We start from the raw sequence: 17,506 nt of genomic DNA, 5'->3' as shown, positions 1-17,506 counted from the left end.
TTTCCTGTTAATATGCGGAATTTCCCAAAATACGAAAGCCCCATCTAATTAACCTTTAATTACTCAGTCACACTCCATAAATGTGTGTTGTTCAAGAATGAGTACGGCAATACATCTATGCCTTGAAGACGTTTGTTATGCGCCCATAAGCTGTTTTGAGCATACAGGATTAATGCTGGAAGATCTTCAGAGAACTTCACTTGCCATTCGCTGTATTTCTCTTTTCTGTAATCCTGTTCAAACGCATCTGGTGGTGTAAATGCGTCTTTTAACAGCTGTTCTGCTTCAGGGTTATTCCAACGGGAATAGTTGTAAGCAGCATTAGCAGACCATAAGCCGCTCGGATCTGGGTCTGTGCTGTCTAAGCTCCAGCCAAGCAAGTATAGATCCCAATCTTGTGCATTCTTTTCTAGGTCTTCAAAGTATGCAGCAGCTTGTTTTGGCTGACGCAAGTCAATTTTGATTCCGACAGCTTCAAGATATTCTTGAATGATTGGTGCTGATTTTTCACGAATTTGGTTTCCTAATGGATAGTTCAGGTTCAACACCCACTCTTTTCCATCTGGATCTTCACGGAAGCCGTCGCCATTTGTATCTTTATAGCCTGCTTCATCTAATAGTGATTTTGCTTTTTCTGCATCAAATGCATATTGGTTAGGCTTTGTATCATCATATGCCCAGAATTGTGTTGCGATAGGAGAGTTTTGAATTACCCCTTTGCCGTACAGCAATCCGTTGATGATCGCTTCGCGGTCAACAGCATAAGCAATTGCCTGACGGACTTTTTGATCGGATAGCTTCGTATTTTCTGTCCATTTTGATGGATCGATAGATGTGTCGCCTTGTTCACGATGGTTAACCATCATACCTAATACTTGGTAACCGAAATCTGGCTGTTCAATAATTTCAACATTTTCATTTGCAGCAACTGTCTCATAATCTGCAGCCTGGATACCAGTTGGATCTGCTACAAAGTCCACTTCACCGCTTTCAAGCATACCTAGGATGACAGATTGGTCTACAACCTTCCACACGATGCTGTCAAGTTTAGGTGCACCTTGCCAGTAGTCGTCGTTTTTCTCTAAAACATATTGCTCGCCTTCTACAACGTCCGTTAATTTAAATGGACCAGTACCAACAATTTTGCCTGCTTTTGTTGTGCCTTCAGCTTTTGGCATGTCAGCAATGGCAACATCTTTAAAGATATGCTCAGGAATGATTGGGAAGCTTGAATCAGAAAGGGCCAATACATTCGGCTCAGCGAATTTGAATGTTACAGTGTGGTCGTCAACTGCAACAACACCTTGGAATTCATCTGTTTTGCCAGTAGAGAAATCCTCATAGCCTAACAGTCTTGAAACATATTGTGTACGCAGACCGCCAGCCTCTACATAACCAGGGCTTGCAATCGATTTGTATGTAAATACAACATCGTTTGCTGTGAATGGCTCGCCATCATGCCATTTCACGTTTTCTTCTAAGTGGAATGTCACTTCTGTTTGGTCTTCGTTAAATTCCCAGTCTTTTGCTAATTTCGGAATAAAATCAAGGTTCTTATCTTGTCCTAATAATCCTTCATGCGTTAAAGTTAAGATATTGTTTTCATATGCATCAGCATAGAAAATTGGGTTGAATAAACCAGCAGGAGCTGTATCCATCGCACCAGTTACCGTGCCTCCATCAACTGCTTCGCCAGGCTCAGAATTCGTGTCGTCGCTTGAGTTGCTGCACGCCGCCAAGATCCCGAATATTAAGGTAAAGCCTAATACAAGTAACCAATTTTTCTTTTTCAACGTCTTTCCCCCTTAAAATAATTATCTGTAGAAAAAGCAAACCAAACTCAAAATCGACACACCACCTCCTTAAACGGCAGAATACTCAGTCTTCCTTCGTGTATAAGTGACAAGCAACGAAGTGGCCTTCTGACACTTCCGTTAAATCAGGGCGCACGATTGCACATCTTTCATGCGCTTTCGGACAGCGTGTTCTGAATGTACAGCCTGTCGGTGGATTGGACGGGCTTGGCAAATCCCCTTTGAGGATAATCTTTTCTCTCTTTCTTGTTACATCCGTTGTCGGAACTGCGGATAAAAGCGCCTGTGTATATGGATGAAGCGGTGTTTCATATAGACCTTTTTTCGGTGCCAATTCCGCTATCCTTCCTAAATACATGACTGCGACACGGTCACTTATATGTTTAACAACACTCAAATCATGGGCAATAAATAGATAGGTTAAATTGAATTCTTCCTGAAGATCTGCCATCAAGTTAAGCACCTGTGCCTGAATGGAAACATCTAATGCAGAAACTGGCTCATCACAGACAATGAATTTAGGATTCAGCGCTAGTGCTCTCGCGATGCTGATCCGCTGTCTTTGTCCACCGGAAAACTCATGAGGATACTTCGATTTCGCATCTGCCCGAAGCCCTACCTTCTCAAGTAAGCTGATTGCTTTTTCTTCCCGCTCACGTCGGTTTAAGTTCGTCTGAACTAGCAGCGGCTCTTCAATCAGCTCTTGAACACTCATTTTTCCATTTAATGAGGCAAATGGATCTTGAAATACAATCTGCATATCCTTTCTAATGGGGCGCATCTTTCTGTTGTTTAAAGTTGAAATATCCTTATCTTCAAAGACAATGCTGCCTTCTGTCGGATCAAGGAGTCTTAGAATAACTCGTCCTAGCGTAGATTTTCCAGAGCCTGATTCACCTACAAGTCCAAGCGTTTCCCCTCTGATAACATTTAATGAAATATCATCGACCGCCTTAACGTTGCCAACTGTATGCTTTAGGACTCCGCCCTTAATTGGAAAGTATTTTTTTATGTTTTTCGCTTGAAGTATGTAATCTTCTTCTGTCTTTTTTCGTAAATCTTGCTCCATTAATGACATAAAATTTTATTCCTCCTATTCATACAGGTAGCAGCGCACCTTATGGTTTTGTTCCACATCTAGAAGATTAGGATTGCTAACACGGCATTTATCCATTACATGTTTACAGCGGTCAGAAAAACGGCAGCCAACAGGAAAATCATAGGCAGGCGGTACTGTCCCTTTAATAACACCAAGTCTGCTTACGTCATCCTCTAATTTCGGCAAACTTTCCAGAAGTCCATTCGTATACGGATGCTTCGGCTCAATGAACATCTTGTTTACTTCCGCCTGTTCAACAATCTGTCCGCCATACATAACCATGACCCTGTCAGCATATTCAGCTACGACACCTAAGTCATGCGTTATCAGCAGTACTGCCATGTTGAACTTTTTCTTCATCTCATCTAACAAATCAAGAATTTGCGCTTGAATCGTTACATCAAGAGCGGTTGTCGGCTCATCGGCAATCAGCAGCTTCGGCTCACATGAAATGGCAATAGCAATCATCGCACGCTGACGCATCCCTCCGGAAAGTTGGTGAGGATATTCATTAATTGTCTCTTCAGCCCTTGGGAAGCCGACAATTCTTAATAGCTCAACGGCTCTGATTCGCGCTTCTTCCTTTGAGACTTTTTTATGCTTGCGAATTGTTTCCATAAGCTGATTTCCAATCGTGAAGACTGGATTTAATGCGGTCATCGGCTCTTGGAATACCATGGCAATCTCACTGCCCCGCAGCTTTGCCATCTGTTTGTTAGAAAAGGGGACAATATCCTCGCCGTTAAAGCGAATCTGCCCTCCCTTAATTTTTCCCGGCTTTCCGACGAGCTTCATTATAGACAGTGAGGTTATACTTTTGCCTGAACCTGACTCACCAACCAGCGCCACTGTCTCACCAGGATTTATAGAGAAATCAACGCCATCCACAGCTTTTGCAACTCTGTGTTTATCTACTTGAAAATACGTTTTTAAACCTTCCACTTCTAATAACGCATGTTTAGTCATATACTCACCTCTGCTAAAATCCTTGAATTATTGTGTTTTAAGTTTAATTTCTTGGGTAGTAATAAATTGGTAGGATGAAATCTGATAATCAATTTTGAATTGAGGGAACTTTTTAATTAAAAAAATTATTCTGAAAATAGAAACCGTTTTGATAAATAATATAATACCTTTCTATTATTCTTGTAAAGACAAATTTTTCAGAAAAATAGATTTTTTGTAGAATCATCTAGGTTTTTAGTAGAAATCCCCACTGTTTTCCTCCATTTCTACTATTGTAGATACAACTCTCTAAAACGAAATACAGTATACAAATATAATAACTATTCTAAACAGCTATCCATTCATGATTTAAATCCTGTGCAACTAACAACTAATATAATTATAGTGAAAACTTGATGTAACTGAACGAGAAACAAAAATCGACAATTAATAAAGACAATTGTTTCTTTAGGGTGGACAACAAATGTCCACAACTAAACCGATAAAATATATTGATATAACAATAAAACTCCTACTAAAATACCGTTTAGTCTTTCTAAACTTAAAATAATTAAATTATCCTTTTTATATATTAAAAAAGAAATTTAACTATAAATACGTCCAAACATTATTAAATATGTGTAAAAAAAACGTTCAGGTGAATAATATTATTCCTTTTTATTGTTATCTATTTAAAGGATTAACGGGGAAAAGGAAGCCAAAAAAGCCTCCTTCATAGATAGGGGGAGGAGATAGTTTTGGATTATTGCAGTATGTATGTAAACTAAGAGATGATTATCGGGACATAAGCTTATCCATAATATCATCGCTAAGCTCCTTCATGATTTCCTGTTGTGAAATGAGGTCGGCGTCCTTCATCATCTGCAAATAAAGAGCCGTTTGCAGCAGCAAAGATTTTGCTTCCTCTTCCGAAAGGTCTTTTATGTTTTTTTGAAGCTCACTAATCATATATACCTCCATCATCAGCATGTCACTATATCGCCAATTACTTATTTTAACGAAATATTATAGAATTTTCCATTAGAAATGCCAACAAATCCTCTAGGTATTGCTTTAATATAGATAAATTATTTTGAGCAAAAAAAAGAGCCTATAGATAGACTCTTTTTCGTAATCTTATTTAAAAACGCCAAAAGGTTTTCCGATTGGCAGTACCGTTTTTCCAAAATGAGTATTCAGCACAATCGCGCCACATCCATAGAAGGATAACAGGGCAATACAAAGCTCTGCCACACCTGCAATCATATGTGTCACTTCATACATCACATCAAAAGAACTTAAGGACAATCCAATAAATAATATATCAATAAAAACAAAGATAAAGAATAATACCTTATGTGTTTCCATTGCCCCAATTGTCATGAAAAGGCTGAAAATTAAATAGCCGATAAATGCAAAGCCCAGCTGTTTAGGGTCAACATTTTGCGCCAATACCTCGCCAAACGCTCCAAGTTGGAGTAACCAGGAAAAGCCTACGCCAAACCAGAATAGACCAAATGCTGCAAAAGCAGTTGTTCCAAAAATATTATTATGCTTCGCATCAAGCAAAGCAGCGATCAATTGAGCCAATCCACCCAAAAAGAACGCCCACGGCAGAATAAAAGATAACCCTTCTGTTAAACCAAGTTTTTGTGAAGATGCCACCAATGTCACCATTGCCAGACCGAATAGTCCAAGTGCAGATGGATCTGCCGTCACCATTTTTACTTGGGTATAGTTCTTGTTGCTCATAAATTCCTCCTATAATAAAAAAACATACTTATGTAATGTATAAGATTAGCAGGAGTGTGTCAATCCTATTTTTCATAAAAAAACATCCTTGCAATAGTTGCAAGGATGTTCAAACTTTAATAAAAGCTTTGTTCGAGTTCATCTATTAAGCTGCCAACATAAGCAACCGCTGTACTGATAGGTTCAGGTGTCGACATATCCACATTTGCAAGCTTCATTAATTCAAGAGGTTTTACTGTTCCCCCTGCCTTAAGAGCCGCAAGCCAACGATCTACAGCAGGCTGACCCTCTTTTTGAATCATTAACGCAGCAGCAGTGGAAGCTGTCAGACCTGCTGAATACGTATACGGATAAAGACCCATATAGTAATGCGGCTGGCGCATCCAAGTCAATCCTGCTCCCTCATCCAACTCCACACTGTCGCCCCAAAATGCTGCAAGCAGCTCGAGATTTTGTTCACATAACAGTTTGGCGGTTATCGGTGTTCCTGCTTCAGCAAGTTCATAAATACGGCGCTGCAGCTCTCCCTCCAATATATGTGTCACAAAATTATGGTAGTATGTCCCGAGTGATTGGAGAATAACCCAACGACGCATTCTGTCATTATCCGATTTTTCTAAAATATGTCTGCTGAGCAGCATTTCGTTCATGGTTGACGGTGCTTCCACAAAATACCGTGATGGACGTGTATTAGAAATGGACTGATTCTGTCCTGCCAAAACGAAATGTCCTGCATGTCCGAGCTCATGTGCAAGAGTAAATGCATTTCGCATGGAATTATTCCATGTCATCATAATATACGGATGTGCTCCATATGGACTTGAACAAAAGGCGCCAGATCGCTTGCCAATATTATCTGCTCTGTCTACCCAGCGGTTCTCAAGTCCTTGTCTCATAATTTCTGCATAATCCGGCCCCATTACCTGCAGTGCTTCAAGCACAAGCTCTGCTGCTTCATCATATGTCACTTCAGGATTAAAGTCTGAATCAAGAGGAGCTTTTAGATCACTGTACAGCAATTTATCAAGACCTAGTGCTTGTCTTTTTAATGCGGCGTAGCGGCGCATATGAGGAGCAAGCTCTGTTAATATTGTGTCAAGCTGGTTATGGTACATTTCCTTTGTTACTTGCTGTTCAAATAACAGCATATCTGTAACAGAATCATAGTTACGCAATCTGGCTTCAACCACTTGCTTCTTCACTTCTGTTGCATATGTAGCTGCATATGTATTTTTGTACTGATTTAATGTTTGAATGAAAGCGTCATAGGCATTACGGCGAATTTCCGTATCAGGCGACTCCTCATACTTTGCATATAAATTAAATGTTAAAGGATACTCTGTTCCATCTGCTGTTGTAAAAGATGAGAAGCTCATATCTGATGTTTTGCTGCGCTGGTAAATCATATAAGGAGCTTCATGAATCTCACTGTATGCAGCTAAGGCTTCCTCTGTTTCTGGGGAAAGTATATGAGCTTTCGCCTCAAATAAATCCTCCAGTGTTTTTTTGTAATCCTGCAACCCGCTTTCTTGATTCATAAACTCACGGACTTTCTTCTCCGATAGAGCAAGTATTTCTGAATCAATAAAGGAATTATTTGCGCGTGCAGCAGCATAAACAGATGCCGCAATCGCCTCATTTGCTTGATTATTAGGGTCTGTCCCATCGGCGGATTGAAGCAAGCTTGCATATGTAAGTACACGGGAAAGCCGTTCAGATAATGAATCCCTTTCAAGAAGGCACTGAAGTAAATTTATCGCACTGTTTCCAAGACTTCCTCTATATTCAGCAAACTTTTCCATGTCTTGGGTAATAGCATCGAGCTCCATTTTCCATGCTTTTTCACAAGGAAATAAATCGGTTAAGTTCCACGTTTCTTCAACAGAAACATCCTTCCTTGCCAGCGTCTTACCTTGCAGCTTATTCATGTAAGCTTCTCCCCTTTTTCATATATTTCGCCATTCGAAACGAATAACTTTATTATATAAGAAAACTGTAAATTTTCAAATAATTTACTAAATTAATTTATAATAGCAAATTCTTTACACTTTTCTACAACTTACTCCATATAAACATGTTATTTTATAAGAGCATTTAATTTTTGTATGGGAGGCAGAAAATGAAAAAAAGCTCAAAAATTTTTGTTTTGCTTGCAGTAATCGCTGCTATAGCGGTGTCGTCTTATTTCACAGTTTCACCGAGAGCAGCCACTCTTTCCGTAACGAATGCAATTAAAACTCAAAACGGGTCAGTTCAGACAGTAGAAGGTTACATAGTCGGAAAGCCCATTTCAGCTTCCTCCATTCAGACGAGCAGCTTCTCTGACGATTATGCCCTAGCACTCGCAGACAGTCCAGCAGAGAAAGCAACTGGCTCCATGCTTTATGTTCAAATTCCCTCCTCCTTTCGAGGAAGCTTTGGACTAAAAACGAATCCAGAATTAATTGGCACGAAAATAAAAGTGACTGGCAGCACTGCCGCCTACTTCTCTCATCCTGGTTTAAAAAATGTAACAGCTATGTCAATAAGTGCTGCAGGGGAATTGCCCGAAGAGCCTGAAGAAGATACAGGAAGCACACCTACACCTTCTGATAACTATGAAGGTTACTATAACAGTGCCTCAGGTAAAACTGGCGAAGCTTTAAAAACTGCTTTACATGAGATTATTGATGATCATACAGAGCTTTCCTACAGCGCGGTTTGGGATGCGCTGCGTCATACAGATGAAGACCCTAACAACAGCAATAACGTCATTCTGCTTTATACAGGCAGATCGCAAAGCAAAACGACTAACGGCAGCGGTGTCGATTCATGGAACAGAGAGCATGTATGGGCGAAATCCCATGGTGACTTTGGCACAGCAATGGGAGCAGGAACAGATCTGCATCACTTGCGACCTACTGATGTTTCCGTTAATTCATCACGTGGCAACAAGGATTTTGATGATGGAGGAACTGCCCAAAAAGAAGCGCCAGATACATATGCTGACAGCGATTCTTGGGAACCGCGGGATGAAGTTAAAGGCGACATTGCACGTATGATATTTTATATGGCTGTGCGCTATGAAGGTGATAGCGGCGAACTTGACTTAGAGGTAACAGAAAATGTGAATAACGGTTCTGCCCCGCTCCATGGCAAACTGTCCACATTGAAGCGCTGGAACGAACTTGATCCTGTTGACGATTTTGAAAGAAACAGGAATGAAGTAATTTATCAAGATTATCAGCATAACCGCAATCCATTTATTGATCACCCTGAGTGGGTAGAAGTTATTTGGTAAAAGCAAAACGGGCCGGCAAACAGCGGCCCGTTTTGTTATTGACGTTTTTTTGTTTTCTTATTATTAAGCTTTTCTGCTGCAGACAATGGTTCATTTGCGAATTCATGGTCGTAAGCTTTTGAAAAGTTCCCTTTTATGTCTTCTTGCTTATCACGTTTTTTTGTAGTCATAATCTTCACCCCCAAAGCTTATTGTACGTAACAAATTTTATTATTATGTACAGCATAAGCAGTGGGTGCGATTATCCTTTACCATGCATGACTTTTTTAAATACAGTCTGCTTTAGGCTGTCATCCTTCTGATAAGCAATCGCTGCTGCTGCCAGAAGCATAACGCCTGTCAAAATGAAAACACTATATGCAGGGAAAATACCTCCTAAAAATCCACCAACCATTGGACCAATCATACCGCCAATTTGGTTGGCCGTCTGGTTCAAACCAAAAGCTCTGCCGCGGAAATCCTCTGAAGTTGATCTAACGACAAGTCCGTTCAATGCAGGGAAAACGGCGCAGAAGAAAATGCCGAAGATAAAGCGGGTAATGGAAAAACCCCAAATATCTTGGAAAATGATTTGCGAAAATGTGCCTAATCCGCCTCCAAGGAGGCCGATAAATAATATTCTGTTGAAGCCGATCTTATCAGCCCATTTCCCCCAGTACGGAGCAAACAATACACTAGCTATCCCAGGCAAAGAGAAAACAACCCCCGCAAGCAAAGAAGCATTTTCTTTAGAGCCGCCAAGATCAACAATGTACAGCGGCAAAATAGGTTCAATCGAAAGGATTGAGCAAGAAGTGACGACTGTCAACAGCATGACAAGCATAAGCGGACGGTTTGACCACGCAACCTTAATGTCATTTTTGACAGAGCCCTTTTCCTTGCTAGGCTTGAAATTCTCTTCCTTCACAAAAAATATAATCAGGAATGTTGCAAGGAAAACAATGAACCCAGCACTCGCAAATGCCAGCCTGTTGCCGACTAGCTCTGAAAGCAGTCCGCCAAGCAGCGGACCGACTATTCCTCCTGTAGCACTTGCGGTGGAGATCATCGATAAAGCGTAACCTACTTTCTCTGTCGGTGTATTCGTCCCGACTAAAGCAATTGCCCCTGGAATAAAGCCGGAAAGAAGCCCTTGCAATATTCGTAAAACCAATAACTCATATGGGTTAGTCACAAAAGCAGCTAATGTGTAGATAATAAATAAAACGAAGCCTGCTCTGACTATCATTGGCTTTCTGCCATACTTATCTGCTATCCTGCCCCAAAACGGCGAGGAAAGCGCTCCTGCAAAAAAAGCCGAACTGAACAAAATGCCTGCCCATAATTCTGTATGGTCATGAACATTAATCTCCAGCAGGAAAATCGGCAAAAACGGGATGACCATATAAAAACTCGCTGCCGTAAAAAACACTCCGACCCATAAAACAAGCAAATTACGCTTCCACCTTAACATGCCGTTCGCGCTCCTAAGCTGCATCAGAGTATATCCGATGAGTAGTTTCAATATTCTCAATAATAACATATATAGGAATTACTTTCATTCCCGAAATTTATGTTTCACGAAGAAAAGGCTGCTGCAATGGTTACTCTGCCTACCTTTAGAAGCTTTTCGACTATTTTGTGAAAATTTTTCGTGTAAAAAAAATGTACAGAGCTGTCTGTATATTTCCCTTACATAATATTATAACTCTGAATCCTGTAAAGCCTTTTTCAGTTTCAATACCTCGTCCAAATCAAGGGTAACCCCCTTGCCCATTTTCTCATGATTTGGAGCCCAGTCCCGAATATCGTACTTCGGTTCCCTTCCATTCCAGCTAATTAGATTCAGCTCTTTCGTCCAGCCTTTCGGCGATTCAGACAGGACTGTAATATGCTCGGTGATTTCAAATTTTATCTCTGCCACAAAACTACCTCCTAATATGTATATGAATGCTTAAATTATTTAACGTATATATTCTTATATTATATATCTTCTGCAAAGATTTAGGCGCTTATTTACATGCAAATAAAATAGGCGGGCTCTTACCCGCCTAAGAAAAGGTTGTCCTTGGCTTTAATGACGCATTGTCAGCACAATAAATAAATAGTAGAGTATCCAAACTAAAGAAGGAAGAGCTTCAGGAAACATCATTTATTCCCCCTTCCTTTTATTATTAATACATCATATGTTCACCTCTACTGTTTTGTAAGCGTATTCCTATAGTTTTTCGACTAATTTTTTAAAAATAGGTTCAAAAAAAAGCACTCTTGGAAGAGTGCTTTGCAGCCTTTAACGATCTCTATTTACAAAGTAGTCTAATAAGTGCTTTAGGAAAGCCGGATTTCGGGGGTCCTGTTCTAATGACTCCACAGCAAGGCAATAATGCTCCCACATTGCTTTTTTCGCTCCTTCAATCCCGAGTATAGATACAAACGTTGTCTGGTTGTTGTCTGCATCAATGCCAGCCTGTTTGCCAAGCAAGCTAGTATTACCTTCCACATCAAGGAGATCATCCTTAATTTGAAAAGCGATGCCTGCATGGTAGGAGAATTTTTTCCAAATGTCCATTTCCGCTTCACTTGCTTGTGCAAGTATAGCCGGCATCAATAAACAAACCTCAAATGCCATGCCTGTTTTGTAAAAACTCTTTTTGTTCAATTCCGCAAGAGTCAGCTGTCTACCTTTCGAGTCAAGATCCATCGCCTGACCTTTACACATATCCGCCGTTCGTTGAGATGAATATTTAATCAGCTGCAGTACTGCCCGCGAATCGAAGGAGTCGATTGAGGTCTGCTCCTCAACTGCCTTTTGTGTCAGAAAAAGGCCCGTCAATTCAGCAACCGCCGTATTAGCAACTTGATGCAATGTTTCCTTCCCTCTGCGAATATTGGCATTATCCTGTGACGGCAGATCATCAAAAATCAATGATGCTGTATGCATATATTCCAAGGAACGCAATAGCGGCATCAGTGCTTTATCGTCCAAGCCATAGCCTTGTGTGCCCATAAACCATGTCATAATTGGTCTTAACCGTTTACCATCGCCAATAAGACTGTAGTTCGCCCCATCAGTAAGAGGCTCATGATGCGGACCGTCAGCTGATTTGGTAATCGCAAGTGCGCTGTTAATTTGACCTCGGACCTCTTTAACCTTTTCAAAAAACTCCTCCCGCTCCCTCTTATCCCTTTGGAGATTTTCAACCATATGATCTCTTAAAAGCTTATCAAAGAAATCAACATCATCAGCCTTCTTGACCATCTTTTGAATGAGACGATTAAACTCTGGCATACGAGAGGCAAAAAGCTCCATTGTTTCATTATATTTATCATTGCCCCACTTTTTCTTAAACCGTTTCAAGCCATTAATGGCCCTGTCTAATATGACCTCACATGTCTTTTTATCTGAATGATAGACGTTGTGAATCAAATGGGATATCACTGTCCAATACAATTCATACGGATTGACTAAGTCAGGGCGTACAGTATGATGCTTCATATAATACGTATACGGAGTCACAGCTCCTTCCTGCCAGTCATCAAACATATCAGCAAAATCATCTGCAAGCTGATTGTATATACCATAGAAAAACGACCGCTTTTCAAAGCCTTCTTCAAGCTCCGCACTAATCACAGACCTGACAATCAGCCGTGAAGACGCAGATTTTAAGATGACTGGAATAAACAACTCTTCATTTGTATATTCGCTGTTGGAAAGGTCCTTGTCACGATCAATCTCCTGTGAATGGAAAAACACATATGCCTGCTCTAAAAATGGCTGAATCGTTTCTTCACGCTGATTGGTCTTAATATATTCAAATGCTTCCCGCAGTTCAGTATGAACATAAGCAATCAATTCTGCATTGGCACCAGACCAGTCACCTAATTCAGGCACACTGCCTGTTGTCAGTGCCGTACGGATTAAACCTGCATATCGTCTTTCCTCATCTGGCGACAATATCTTCGCATCGAAAAGGTCATCAATAAACGGATAAGTTAAGCCATAAGAGTAACCAAGCCTAATTGCTTCTCCAAGTCTTTGGGAGCGGACAGCCTGAGCAGTATCTTCAGGCAAATCGTCAAGAACATGCATGATAACACCAGCAATAATTTTGATGAGCTTGCGCTGTGCATTTGCTGCATCCATTCCCTCTGGAATATGAATGGAGACGGACTCAAGCTTAGCCATAAGCCAAATCATTGTCGGTTCTATTCCTTCCTTTTCCGCAAACCGGTATAAGCCAGCCATGCTGAATACCCCGATTTTTTTCTCATTACTGCCAGTGAGATGCTTTTTTAAACTTTCAACAGAGCGTCTTATGCCTCTAAGCGTTGCCTGTGATTCTAAAGATTTGCCCAAGTCCCTCATATAGAGGTAGGAAATGCTCCGATCGAGATAATTATCAAGCTTGCCTGTGTGCTTAAGCCACTGAATATAGGGCTGATATCCTGACGGTGATTGTTTGCCCTTGCTTCTTGAAAAAAAGGAGAAAAGAGAAGGATGGTGAATATGATTATGCTTCCATTGTTGAATATCATTAGTGAGGATAGGAATAAAAGCCTTTTTTGCAACCTGCCCATAAAGCTCCTGAAAATATAGAGACGCCTTTTGCTCCTCTTTAGAGAAACAAACCTCGGCATTAATTGTAAACTCCTTATTCATACGGTAAAGTACCTCAAATCTTTTCATTTAGCTATCTACTTAATAATATAGTACTAGAAAAACAGGTTTATAACCAGAAAGGAGTACCTAGCAAAAATACCCGTTTTGTTAGGGGTAAATTGAAAGCCTTACCATATCCAGACTATGTAAAATCCATTGCTTCGCTATAGCTTTTCGCTATATCCACTTATCTAAATTAACAGTTACTCTATACTTGCTTTAACATGCTATTATACAAGCACAATCTTACATAACAAGGAGAACAAAGAATGACAACAAAATCAACTACGCTTAAAACACGCAGCATCAACCCGTCTGATGTAATTGCGGCAAGCAAGTTCAATCGCTTTCATTTATTAGTATATTTATGGTGTGTATACGCAATTGCATTTGATGGTTTTGATATAGCCATGTACGGTGTTGGCCTGCCATTAATGATGGAGGATTTTAACCTGACACCTGTCGAAGCAGGAGCTGTCGGGAGCTATACCCTTGTCGGAATGATGCTCGGTTCCTTCATTCTCGGTCCTGTAGCTGATATTATCGGCCGGAAAAAGGTGCTGGCAATCTGTATGTTCCTGTTCAGTGTATTTACACTTGGTTCTGGATTGGCACCTTCGGTTACTATCTTTACAATCATGAGATTCATCGCATCAATCGGAATGGGCGGACTGATGCCAAATGTTATCGCTATGATGACCGACTATTCCCCTAAGAAAAATAGAGCATTAATTGTTGCAACAATGTACTGCGGTTATTCTGTCGGAGGAATCTTAGCATCGCTGCTGGGCATGTACTTGCTGGAGGACTTCGGCTGGAGAATATTATATTGGCTTGGCATTCTGCCATTATTCACATTGCCAATTTTCATGAAGAAATTCCCTGAATCAGTATCGTACTACTTATTGCGCAAGCAAAATGACAAAGTAGCAAACATCTTGAATCAAGTAGACCCAAACGGCAATTATCAATCAACAGATAACTATGTAAGTACAACAGGAAAAGAAGCCGAAAGCGGCGCACCAATCAAAAAGCTGTTCTCAAACGGCCGTGCAATCAGCACATTCGCTTTCTGGATTTTCGTAGTCTGCAGTCTCTTAATGGTATCAGGCCTAAACACATGGCTGCCAAAAATCATGCAGGAATCCGGCTATGGCTTAACATCCGCCCTTTCCTTCACACTTGTGTTAAGTGTCGGCCAAATTATCGGCTCATTGCTTGGCGGCTATCTCGTTGACAAAATCGGCCATCGCAACGTGTTAGTATCCATGCTGCTGATCGGCGCAGTCTGCTTCGTTGCATTAAGCCTGACATCAAATGTAATCCTGCTGTACGTATTAATCGCACTAGGAGGAGCTTGCACAGGCGGAACCCAAAACCTGGCAAACCCGTATATTTCTGAGTTTTATCCGAAGGAAATCCGCTCCACAGGAGTCGGCATAACAGTAGGATTCGGCCGGATTGGCTCCATTCTTGCCCCGACCGTTATCGGCCTGCTGCTGGCAACAAATCTCGAACCGAAAAGCGCCTTTATGGCTTTTGCGATTCCGAGCATTCTTGGAGGAGCTGTCCTATTATTGGTGAGAGAGAAATACGGCAGCTTCGACCGACTCGGTGCTGCATCGCGTGATAATGTGGTGTTAAAGGTGACAGATGAGGTTGGGAGCAGATAGGCAACAGATGAAGGCAACGGCTAGTTCGTTGCCTTTTTTTATTACATATTTTTTAAGCTTAGCTATTCTGACTAAATGTTAAAAATTACTTGTCCTGCCACTTAGTAATATCCGCTACCTAAATTCACCATCGAATCCCGAGCTGCTAGTCCCATTTTTGAAAAGCAGCAACCCATTAATAAAGCTCAAAAATTCACACCAATAAAAAACCCCATAAAGCAAATAAAGTTACCTCTATCCGCCTTATTGGAGCAGCAATTTTTATTTTGCATTTTCATCTGGCTGATGAATCCCAAAAATATTCCCCTCTGTATCCTTATAATAGCCTTGCCAAGCCATTCCAGGCAGGGCGTATTTCGGCAAAGCAACCGCGCCGCCATTTTCGAGAATGATTGCTTCAGTATGATTATAATCTCCTACTCCCATCGTACAGGCAAAGCCGTTTAAAGCTTGATTTCCTTCAGGATCTGAACCTTGCCGCTGCACTAGTGCTCCATTTATTCCCGGCTCTTCCTCTGTCCCTGTTACTGCCCCAAAGTAAGGCATTCCTGCATATCCCGTCCAATCCTGAAACGTCCAGCCGAAGACCTCTCCATAAAACTTCTTTGCCCGTTCCATATCACTTACATGAATCTCGAAATGTACTAATCTTCCCATGGTTTCCTCCTAGGTATATTAAAAATGAGACTGCTATTATTAATTCCGTATTTCTTATAATTTTTCCTATTCAAAATGCAGAGTCTTGAAAAGTTTTTCATCCTCTATTATTAGTTGAAAGGGCAATTTTAAAACCCCAATAAATGATTTATTGGGGTAATCCCGTTATCCCTTTAATAGACTCCAGAGATAAACAATAATTACGGGAAGATTATATGCTTCTGCCACCCTCACCGAATCGGAACACACAACTCACAATAATGCTCCTCAACAAGCTCAAGGATGTACCTCTCCAACACAGGCCTCGTTTCATCATGCTTTAACCCTTGTTCATCTAATACTAAAGGAAATTCAACCCAAGCCTTTTGAACAGCTTCTGCAGTGTGGGCAATTTTAAAGACTGCGTACTTCCCTCCACTCATATGCCCAGTTTTGACTTCCTCCCTATCTGTTACAAACCCTTGTGGGACAATTAAGCATGTGTCGTATCGGCAATCTTGTGGTGCAGTTAACAGTGGATTGTCTTGGGCAATACCGAGAATGCTAGATTTCTGATTCAGTAAGTTATTAGCCTTCAGCCAGCCTTTGAACTTCTTCATTAATTGTTCGTTTCTACGTCCATACGGACCAATTTGTCTCATATAGGCTACTAGGCAAGACGGCATGTTTTCGATTCTAAGTTTCATTTCATATCCCTTTCCAATTAAAGTACATCGATGTCTGAACACATCGTATAATGTACTAAAATGGAAAACAACTGGAATTTAAAAAGTTTTCGTTTTTTTTACCTTCCGAGCTCGTCAGGAGCAGCGATTACTTGGATATTATGCTTTTCTAGCAGTTCAAGCATATTTTTCGGTATTTCTTTTTCCGTAATGACTATGTCGATGTCTTCTAAGCCGCATACTTTTTGAAAAAAGGTTTTATTAAACTTCGTAGAGTCTACAAGGACAATAACTGTATCAGCACACTTTACCATTTCACGGTTAAGAAGACCTTCCTCTTCAATAGATGTAGACAGACCAGTTTCAGATATACCGCAAGTTCCGATAAAGCATTTGTTCACTTTATAGTCTTGAATATCTTTCATTGCCCGTGATCCGTATATAGCACGGTGATTCTTTGACAGAGTTCCGCCTAACAGGTTAATGCGGATGTTTTCTCTTACTAATAATTCATTGGCCACATCCATTGAGTTCGTTACAATATTATGGTTCTGGCTTGTTAAGTATTTTGTTAAAGCGAGTACTGTTGTTGATGCGTCCAAAATAAGATGGTCTCCATCACGAATCAATGTGGCTGCTAGTTTGCCAATCTCATTTTTTGCTTTTAGTGCCATTTCTGCACGCTCATCGAAATTATAAACCTCGTTGGATAATTGTGCTCTTTTTGCTCCGCCTCTGATTCTAATTACTTTTTTTGCTTCTTCTAGCAGTATTAAATCTCTTCGTGCTGTATCTTTAGATACATGATTCATTTCACAGATTGTTTCTATATCAACTCTCTCATTTACATGTAAATATTGGACAATTGCTTCGAGTCTTTCATCTTGTAACATTATTTCACCTCGTTCTTTTATTATAAGTTTTTTTAAGTCGATTTGCAAAATATTGCATTTTATTTAAGTTTTTTTGCTTGAATATGCAT

The 17,506-nt window shown here is 40.5% G+C and carries 15 protein-coding genes; 2 read left to right on the top strand and 13 right to left on the bottom strand.

Annotation, left to right across the window (positions count from 1 at the left end):
* Positions 1 to 59 precede the first annotated feature (59 nt).
* The 6 genes from LXM54_RS16630 to pepF form a co-directional block, all read right to left on the bottom strand.
* On the bottom strand, positions 60 to 1,793 hold the full coding sequence (locus LXM54_RS16630; RefSeq protein WP_233316354.1) for a peptide-binding protein: 1,734 nt from the start codon (positions 1,791 to 1,793) through the stop codon (positions 60 to 62).
* 85 nt (positions 1,794 to 1,878) lie between these two features.
* Positions 1,879 to 2,883, bottom strand: a complete 1,005-nt coding sequence (locus LXM54_RS16625; RefSeq protein WP_233316418.1) for an ABC transporter ATP-binding protein — start codon at positions 2,881 to 2,883, stop codon at positions 1,879 to 1,881.
* A gap of 24 nt (positions 2,884 to 2,907) precedes the next feature.
* A complete protein-coding gene (locus tag LXM54_RS16620) occupies positions 2,908 to 3,879 on the bottom strand; it encodes an ABC transporter ATP-binding protein (RefSeq protein ID WP_233316353.1) in 972 nt (323 codons plus the stop codon).
* Between the two features lie 774 nt (positions 3,880 to 4,653).
* Entirely contained in the window at positions 4,654 to 4,827 is a 174-nt protein-coding gene (locus LXM54_RS16615; protein WP_233316352.1) for a hypothetical protein, read from the bottom strand.
* A gap of 168 nt (positions 4,828 to 4,995) precedes the next feature.
* A complete protein-coding gene (locus tag LXM54_RS16610) occupies positions 4,996 to 5,610 on the bottom strand; it encodes an acetate uptake transporter (protein ID WP_233316351.1) in 615 nt (204 codons plus the stop codon).
* 116 nt (positions 5,611 to 5,726) lie between these two features.
* Entirely contained in the window at positions 5,727 to 7,538 is a 1,812-nt protein-coding gene (gene pepF, locus LXM54_RS16605; RefSeq protein ID WP_233316350.1) for an oligoendopeptidase F, read from the bottom strand.
* Between the two features lie 191 nt (positions 7,539 to 7,729).
* Here pepF and LXM54_RS16600 point away from each other — a divergent pair, with 191 nt between their 5' ends.
* Positions 7,730 to 8,890, top strand: coding sequence for an endonuclease (locus LXM54_RS16600; protein ID WP_233316349.1), 1,161 nt, complete (start codon positions 7,730 to 7,732; stop codon positions 8,888 to 8,890).
* A gap of 35 nt (positions 8,891 to 8,925) precedes the next feature.
* Here LXM54_RS16600 and sspO read toward each other — a convergent pair whose 3' ends face one another.
* The 4 genes from sspO to LXM54_RS16580 form a co-directional block, all read right to left on the bottom strand.
* Entirely contained in the window at positions 8,926 to 9,060 is a 135-nt protein-coding gene (gene sspO, locus LXM54_RS16595; protein ID WP_233316348.1) for a small acid-soluble spore protein O, read from the bottom strand.
* Between the two features lie 71 nt (positions 9,061 to 9,131).
* Complete coding sequence (locus LXM54_RS16590; protein ID WP_233316347.1) at positions 9,132 to 10,343, bottom strand: MFS transporter; 1,212 nt, start codon at positions 10,341 to 10,343, stop codon at positions 9,132 to 9,134.
* A gap of 228 nt (positions 10,344 to 10,571) precedes the next feature.
* Complete coding sequence (locus LXM54_RS16585) at positions 10,572 to 10,793, bottom strand: YdbC family protein (protein WP_233316346.1); 222 nt, start codon at positions 10,791 to 10,793, stop codon at positions 10,572 to 10,574.
* Positions 10,794 to 11,159: 366 nt separating this feature from the next.
* Positions 11,160 to 13,529 (bottom strand): polyprenyl synthetase family protein, encoded by a 2,370-nt coding sequence (locus tag LXM54_RS16580; RefSeq protein ID WP_233316417.1) that lies wholly within the window; start codon positions 13,527 to 13,529, stop codon positions 11,160 to 11,162.
* 269 nt (positions 13,530 to 13,798) lie between these two features.
* On the opposite strand from LXM54_RS16580, the gene LXM54_RS16575 reads away from it, so the two are divergent.
* Positions 13,799 to 15,202, top strand: coding sequence for an MFS transporter (locus LXM54_RS16575; protein ID WP_233316345.1), 1,404 nt, complete (start codon positions 13,799 to 13,801; stop codon positions 15,200 to 15,202).
* Positions 15,203 to 15,463: 261 nt separating this feature from the next.
* Here LXM54_RS16575 and LXM54_RS16570 read toward each other — a convergent pair whose 3' ends face one another.
* The 3 genes from LXM54_RS16570 to LXM54_RS16560 form a co-directional block, all read right to left on the bottom strand.
* On the bottom strand, positions 15,464 to 15,859 hold the full coding sequence (locus LXM54_RS16570) for a VOC family protein (RefSeq protein WP_233316344.1): 396 nt from the start codon (positions 15,857 to 15,859) through the stop codon (positions 15,464 to 15,466).
* Between the two features lie 230 nt (positions 15,860 to 16,089).
* Complete coding sequence (locus LXM54_RS16565) at positions 16,090 to 16,545, bottom strand: AraC family transcriptional regulator (protein ID WP_233316343.1); 456 nt, start codon at positions 16,543 to 16,545, stop codon at positions 16,090 to 16,092.
* A gap of 98 nt (positions 16,546 to 16,643) precedes the next feature.
* Positions 16,644 to 17,417: a DeoR/GlpR family DNA-binding transcription regulator gene (locus tag LXM54_RS16560; RefSeq protein ID WP_233316342.1), complete on the bottom strand. Its 774-nt coding sequence runs from the start codon at positions 17,415 to 17,417 to the stop codon at positions 16,644 to 16,646.
* Positions 17,418 to 17,506: the final 89 nt, after the last annotated feature.

It is taken from the genome of Bacillus sp. Au-Bac7, assembly GCF_021341655.1.
Classification (GTDB): Bacteria; Bacillota; Bacilli; order Bacillales; family Cytobacillaceae; genus Niallia.
This window is presented reverse-complemented; position numbering and strand designations above follow the sequence as displayed.

Excerpts from the sequence above, each read along its gene's own strand:
- sspO (WP_233316348.1), bottom strand. The coding sequence starts at position 9,060 with ATGACTACAAAAAAACGTGATAAGCAAGAAGACATAAAAGGGAACTTT.
- pepF (WP_233316350.1), bottom strand. The coding sequence starts at position 7,538 with ATGAATAAGCTGCAAGGTAAGACGCTGGCAAGGAAGGATGTTTCTGTT.
- LXM54_RS16590 (WP_233316347.1), bottom strand. The coding sequence starts at position 10,343 with ATGTTAAGGTGGAAGCGTAATTTGCTTGTTTTATGGGTCGGAGTGTTT.
- LXM54_RS16560 (WP_233316342.1), bottom strand. The coding sequence starts at position 17,417 with ATGTTACAAGATGAAAGACTCGAAGCAATTGTCCAATATTTACATGTA.
- LXM54_RS16625 (WP_233316418.1), bottom strand. The coding sequence starts at position 2,883 with ATGGAGCAAGATTTACGAAAAAAGACAGAAGAAGATTACATACTTCAA.
- LXM54_RS16610 (WP_233316351.1), bottom strand. The coding sequence starts at position 5,610 with ATGAGCAACAAGAACTATACCCAAGTAAAAATGGTGACGGCAGATCCA.
- LXM54_RS16620 (WP_233316353.1), bottom strand. The coding sequence starts at position 3,879 with ATGACTAAACATGCGTTATTAGAAGTGGAAGGTTTAAAAACGTATTTT.
- LXM54_RS16580 (WP_233316417.1), bottom strand. The coding sequence starts at position 13,529 with ATGAATAAGGAGTTTACAATTAATGCCGAGGTTTGTTTCTCTAAAGAG.
- LXM54_RS16615 (WP_233316352.1), bottom strand. The coding sequence starts at position 4,827 with ATGATTAGTGAGCTTCAAAAAAACATAAAAGACCTTTCGGAAGAGGAA.
- LXM54_RS16570 (WP_233316344.1), bottom strand. The coding sequence starts at position 15,859 with ATGGGAAGATTAGTACATTTCGAGATTCATGTAAGTGATATGGAACGG.
- LXM54_RS16575 (WP_233316345.1), top strand. The coding sequence starts at position 13,799 with ATGACAACAAAATCAACTACGCTTAAAACACGCAGCATCAACCCGTCT.
- LXM54_RS16565 (WP_233316343.1), bottom strand. The coding sequence starts at position 16,545 with ATGAAACTTAGAATCGAAAACATGCCGTCTTGCCTAGTAGCCTATATG.
- LXM54_RS16600 (WP_233316349.1), top strand. The coding sequence starts at position 7,730 with ATGAAAAAAAGCTCAAAAATTTTTGTTTTGCTTGCAGTAATCGCTGCT.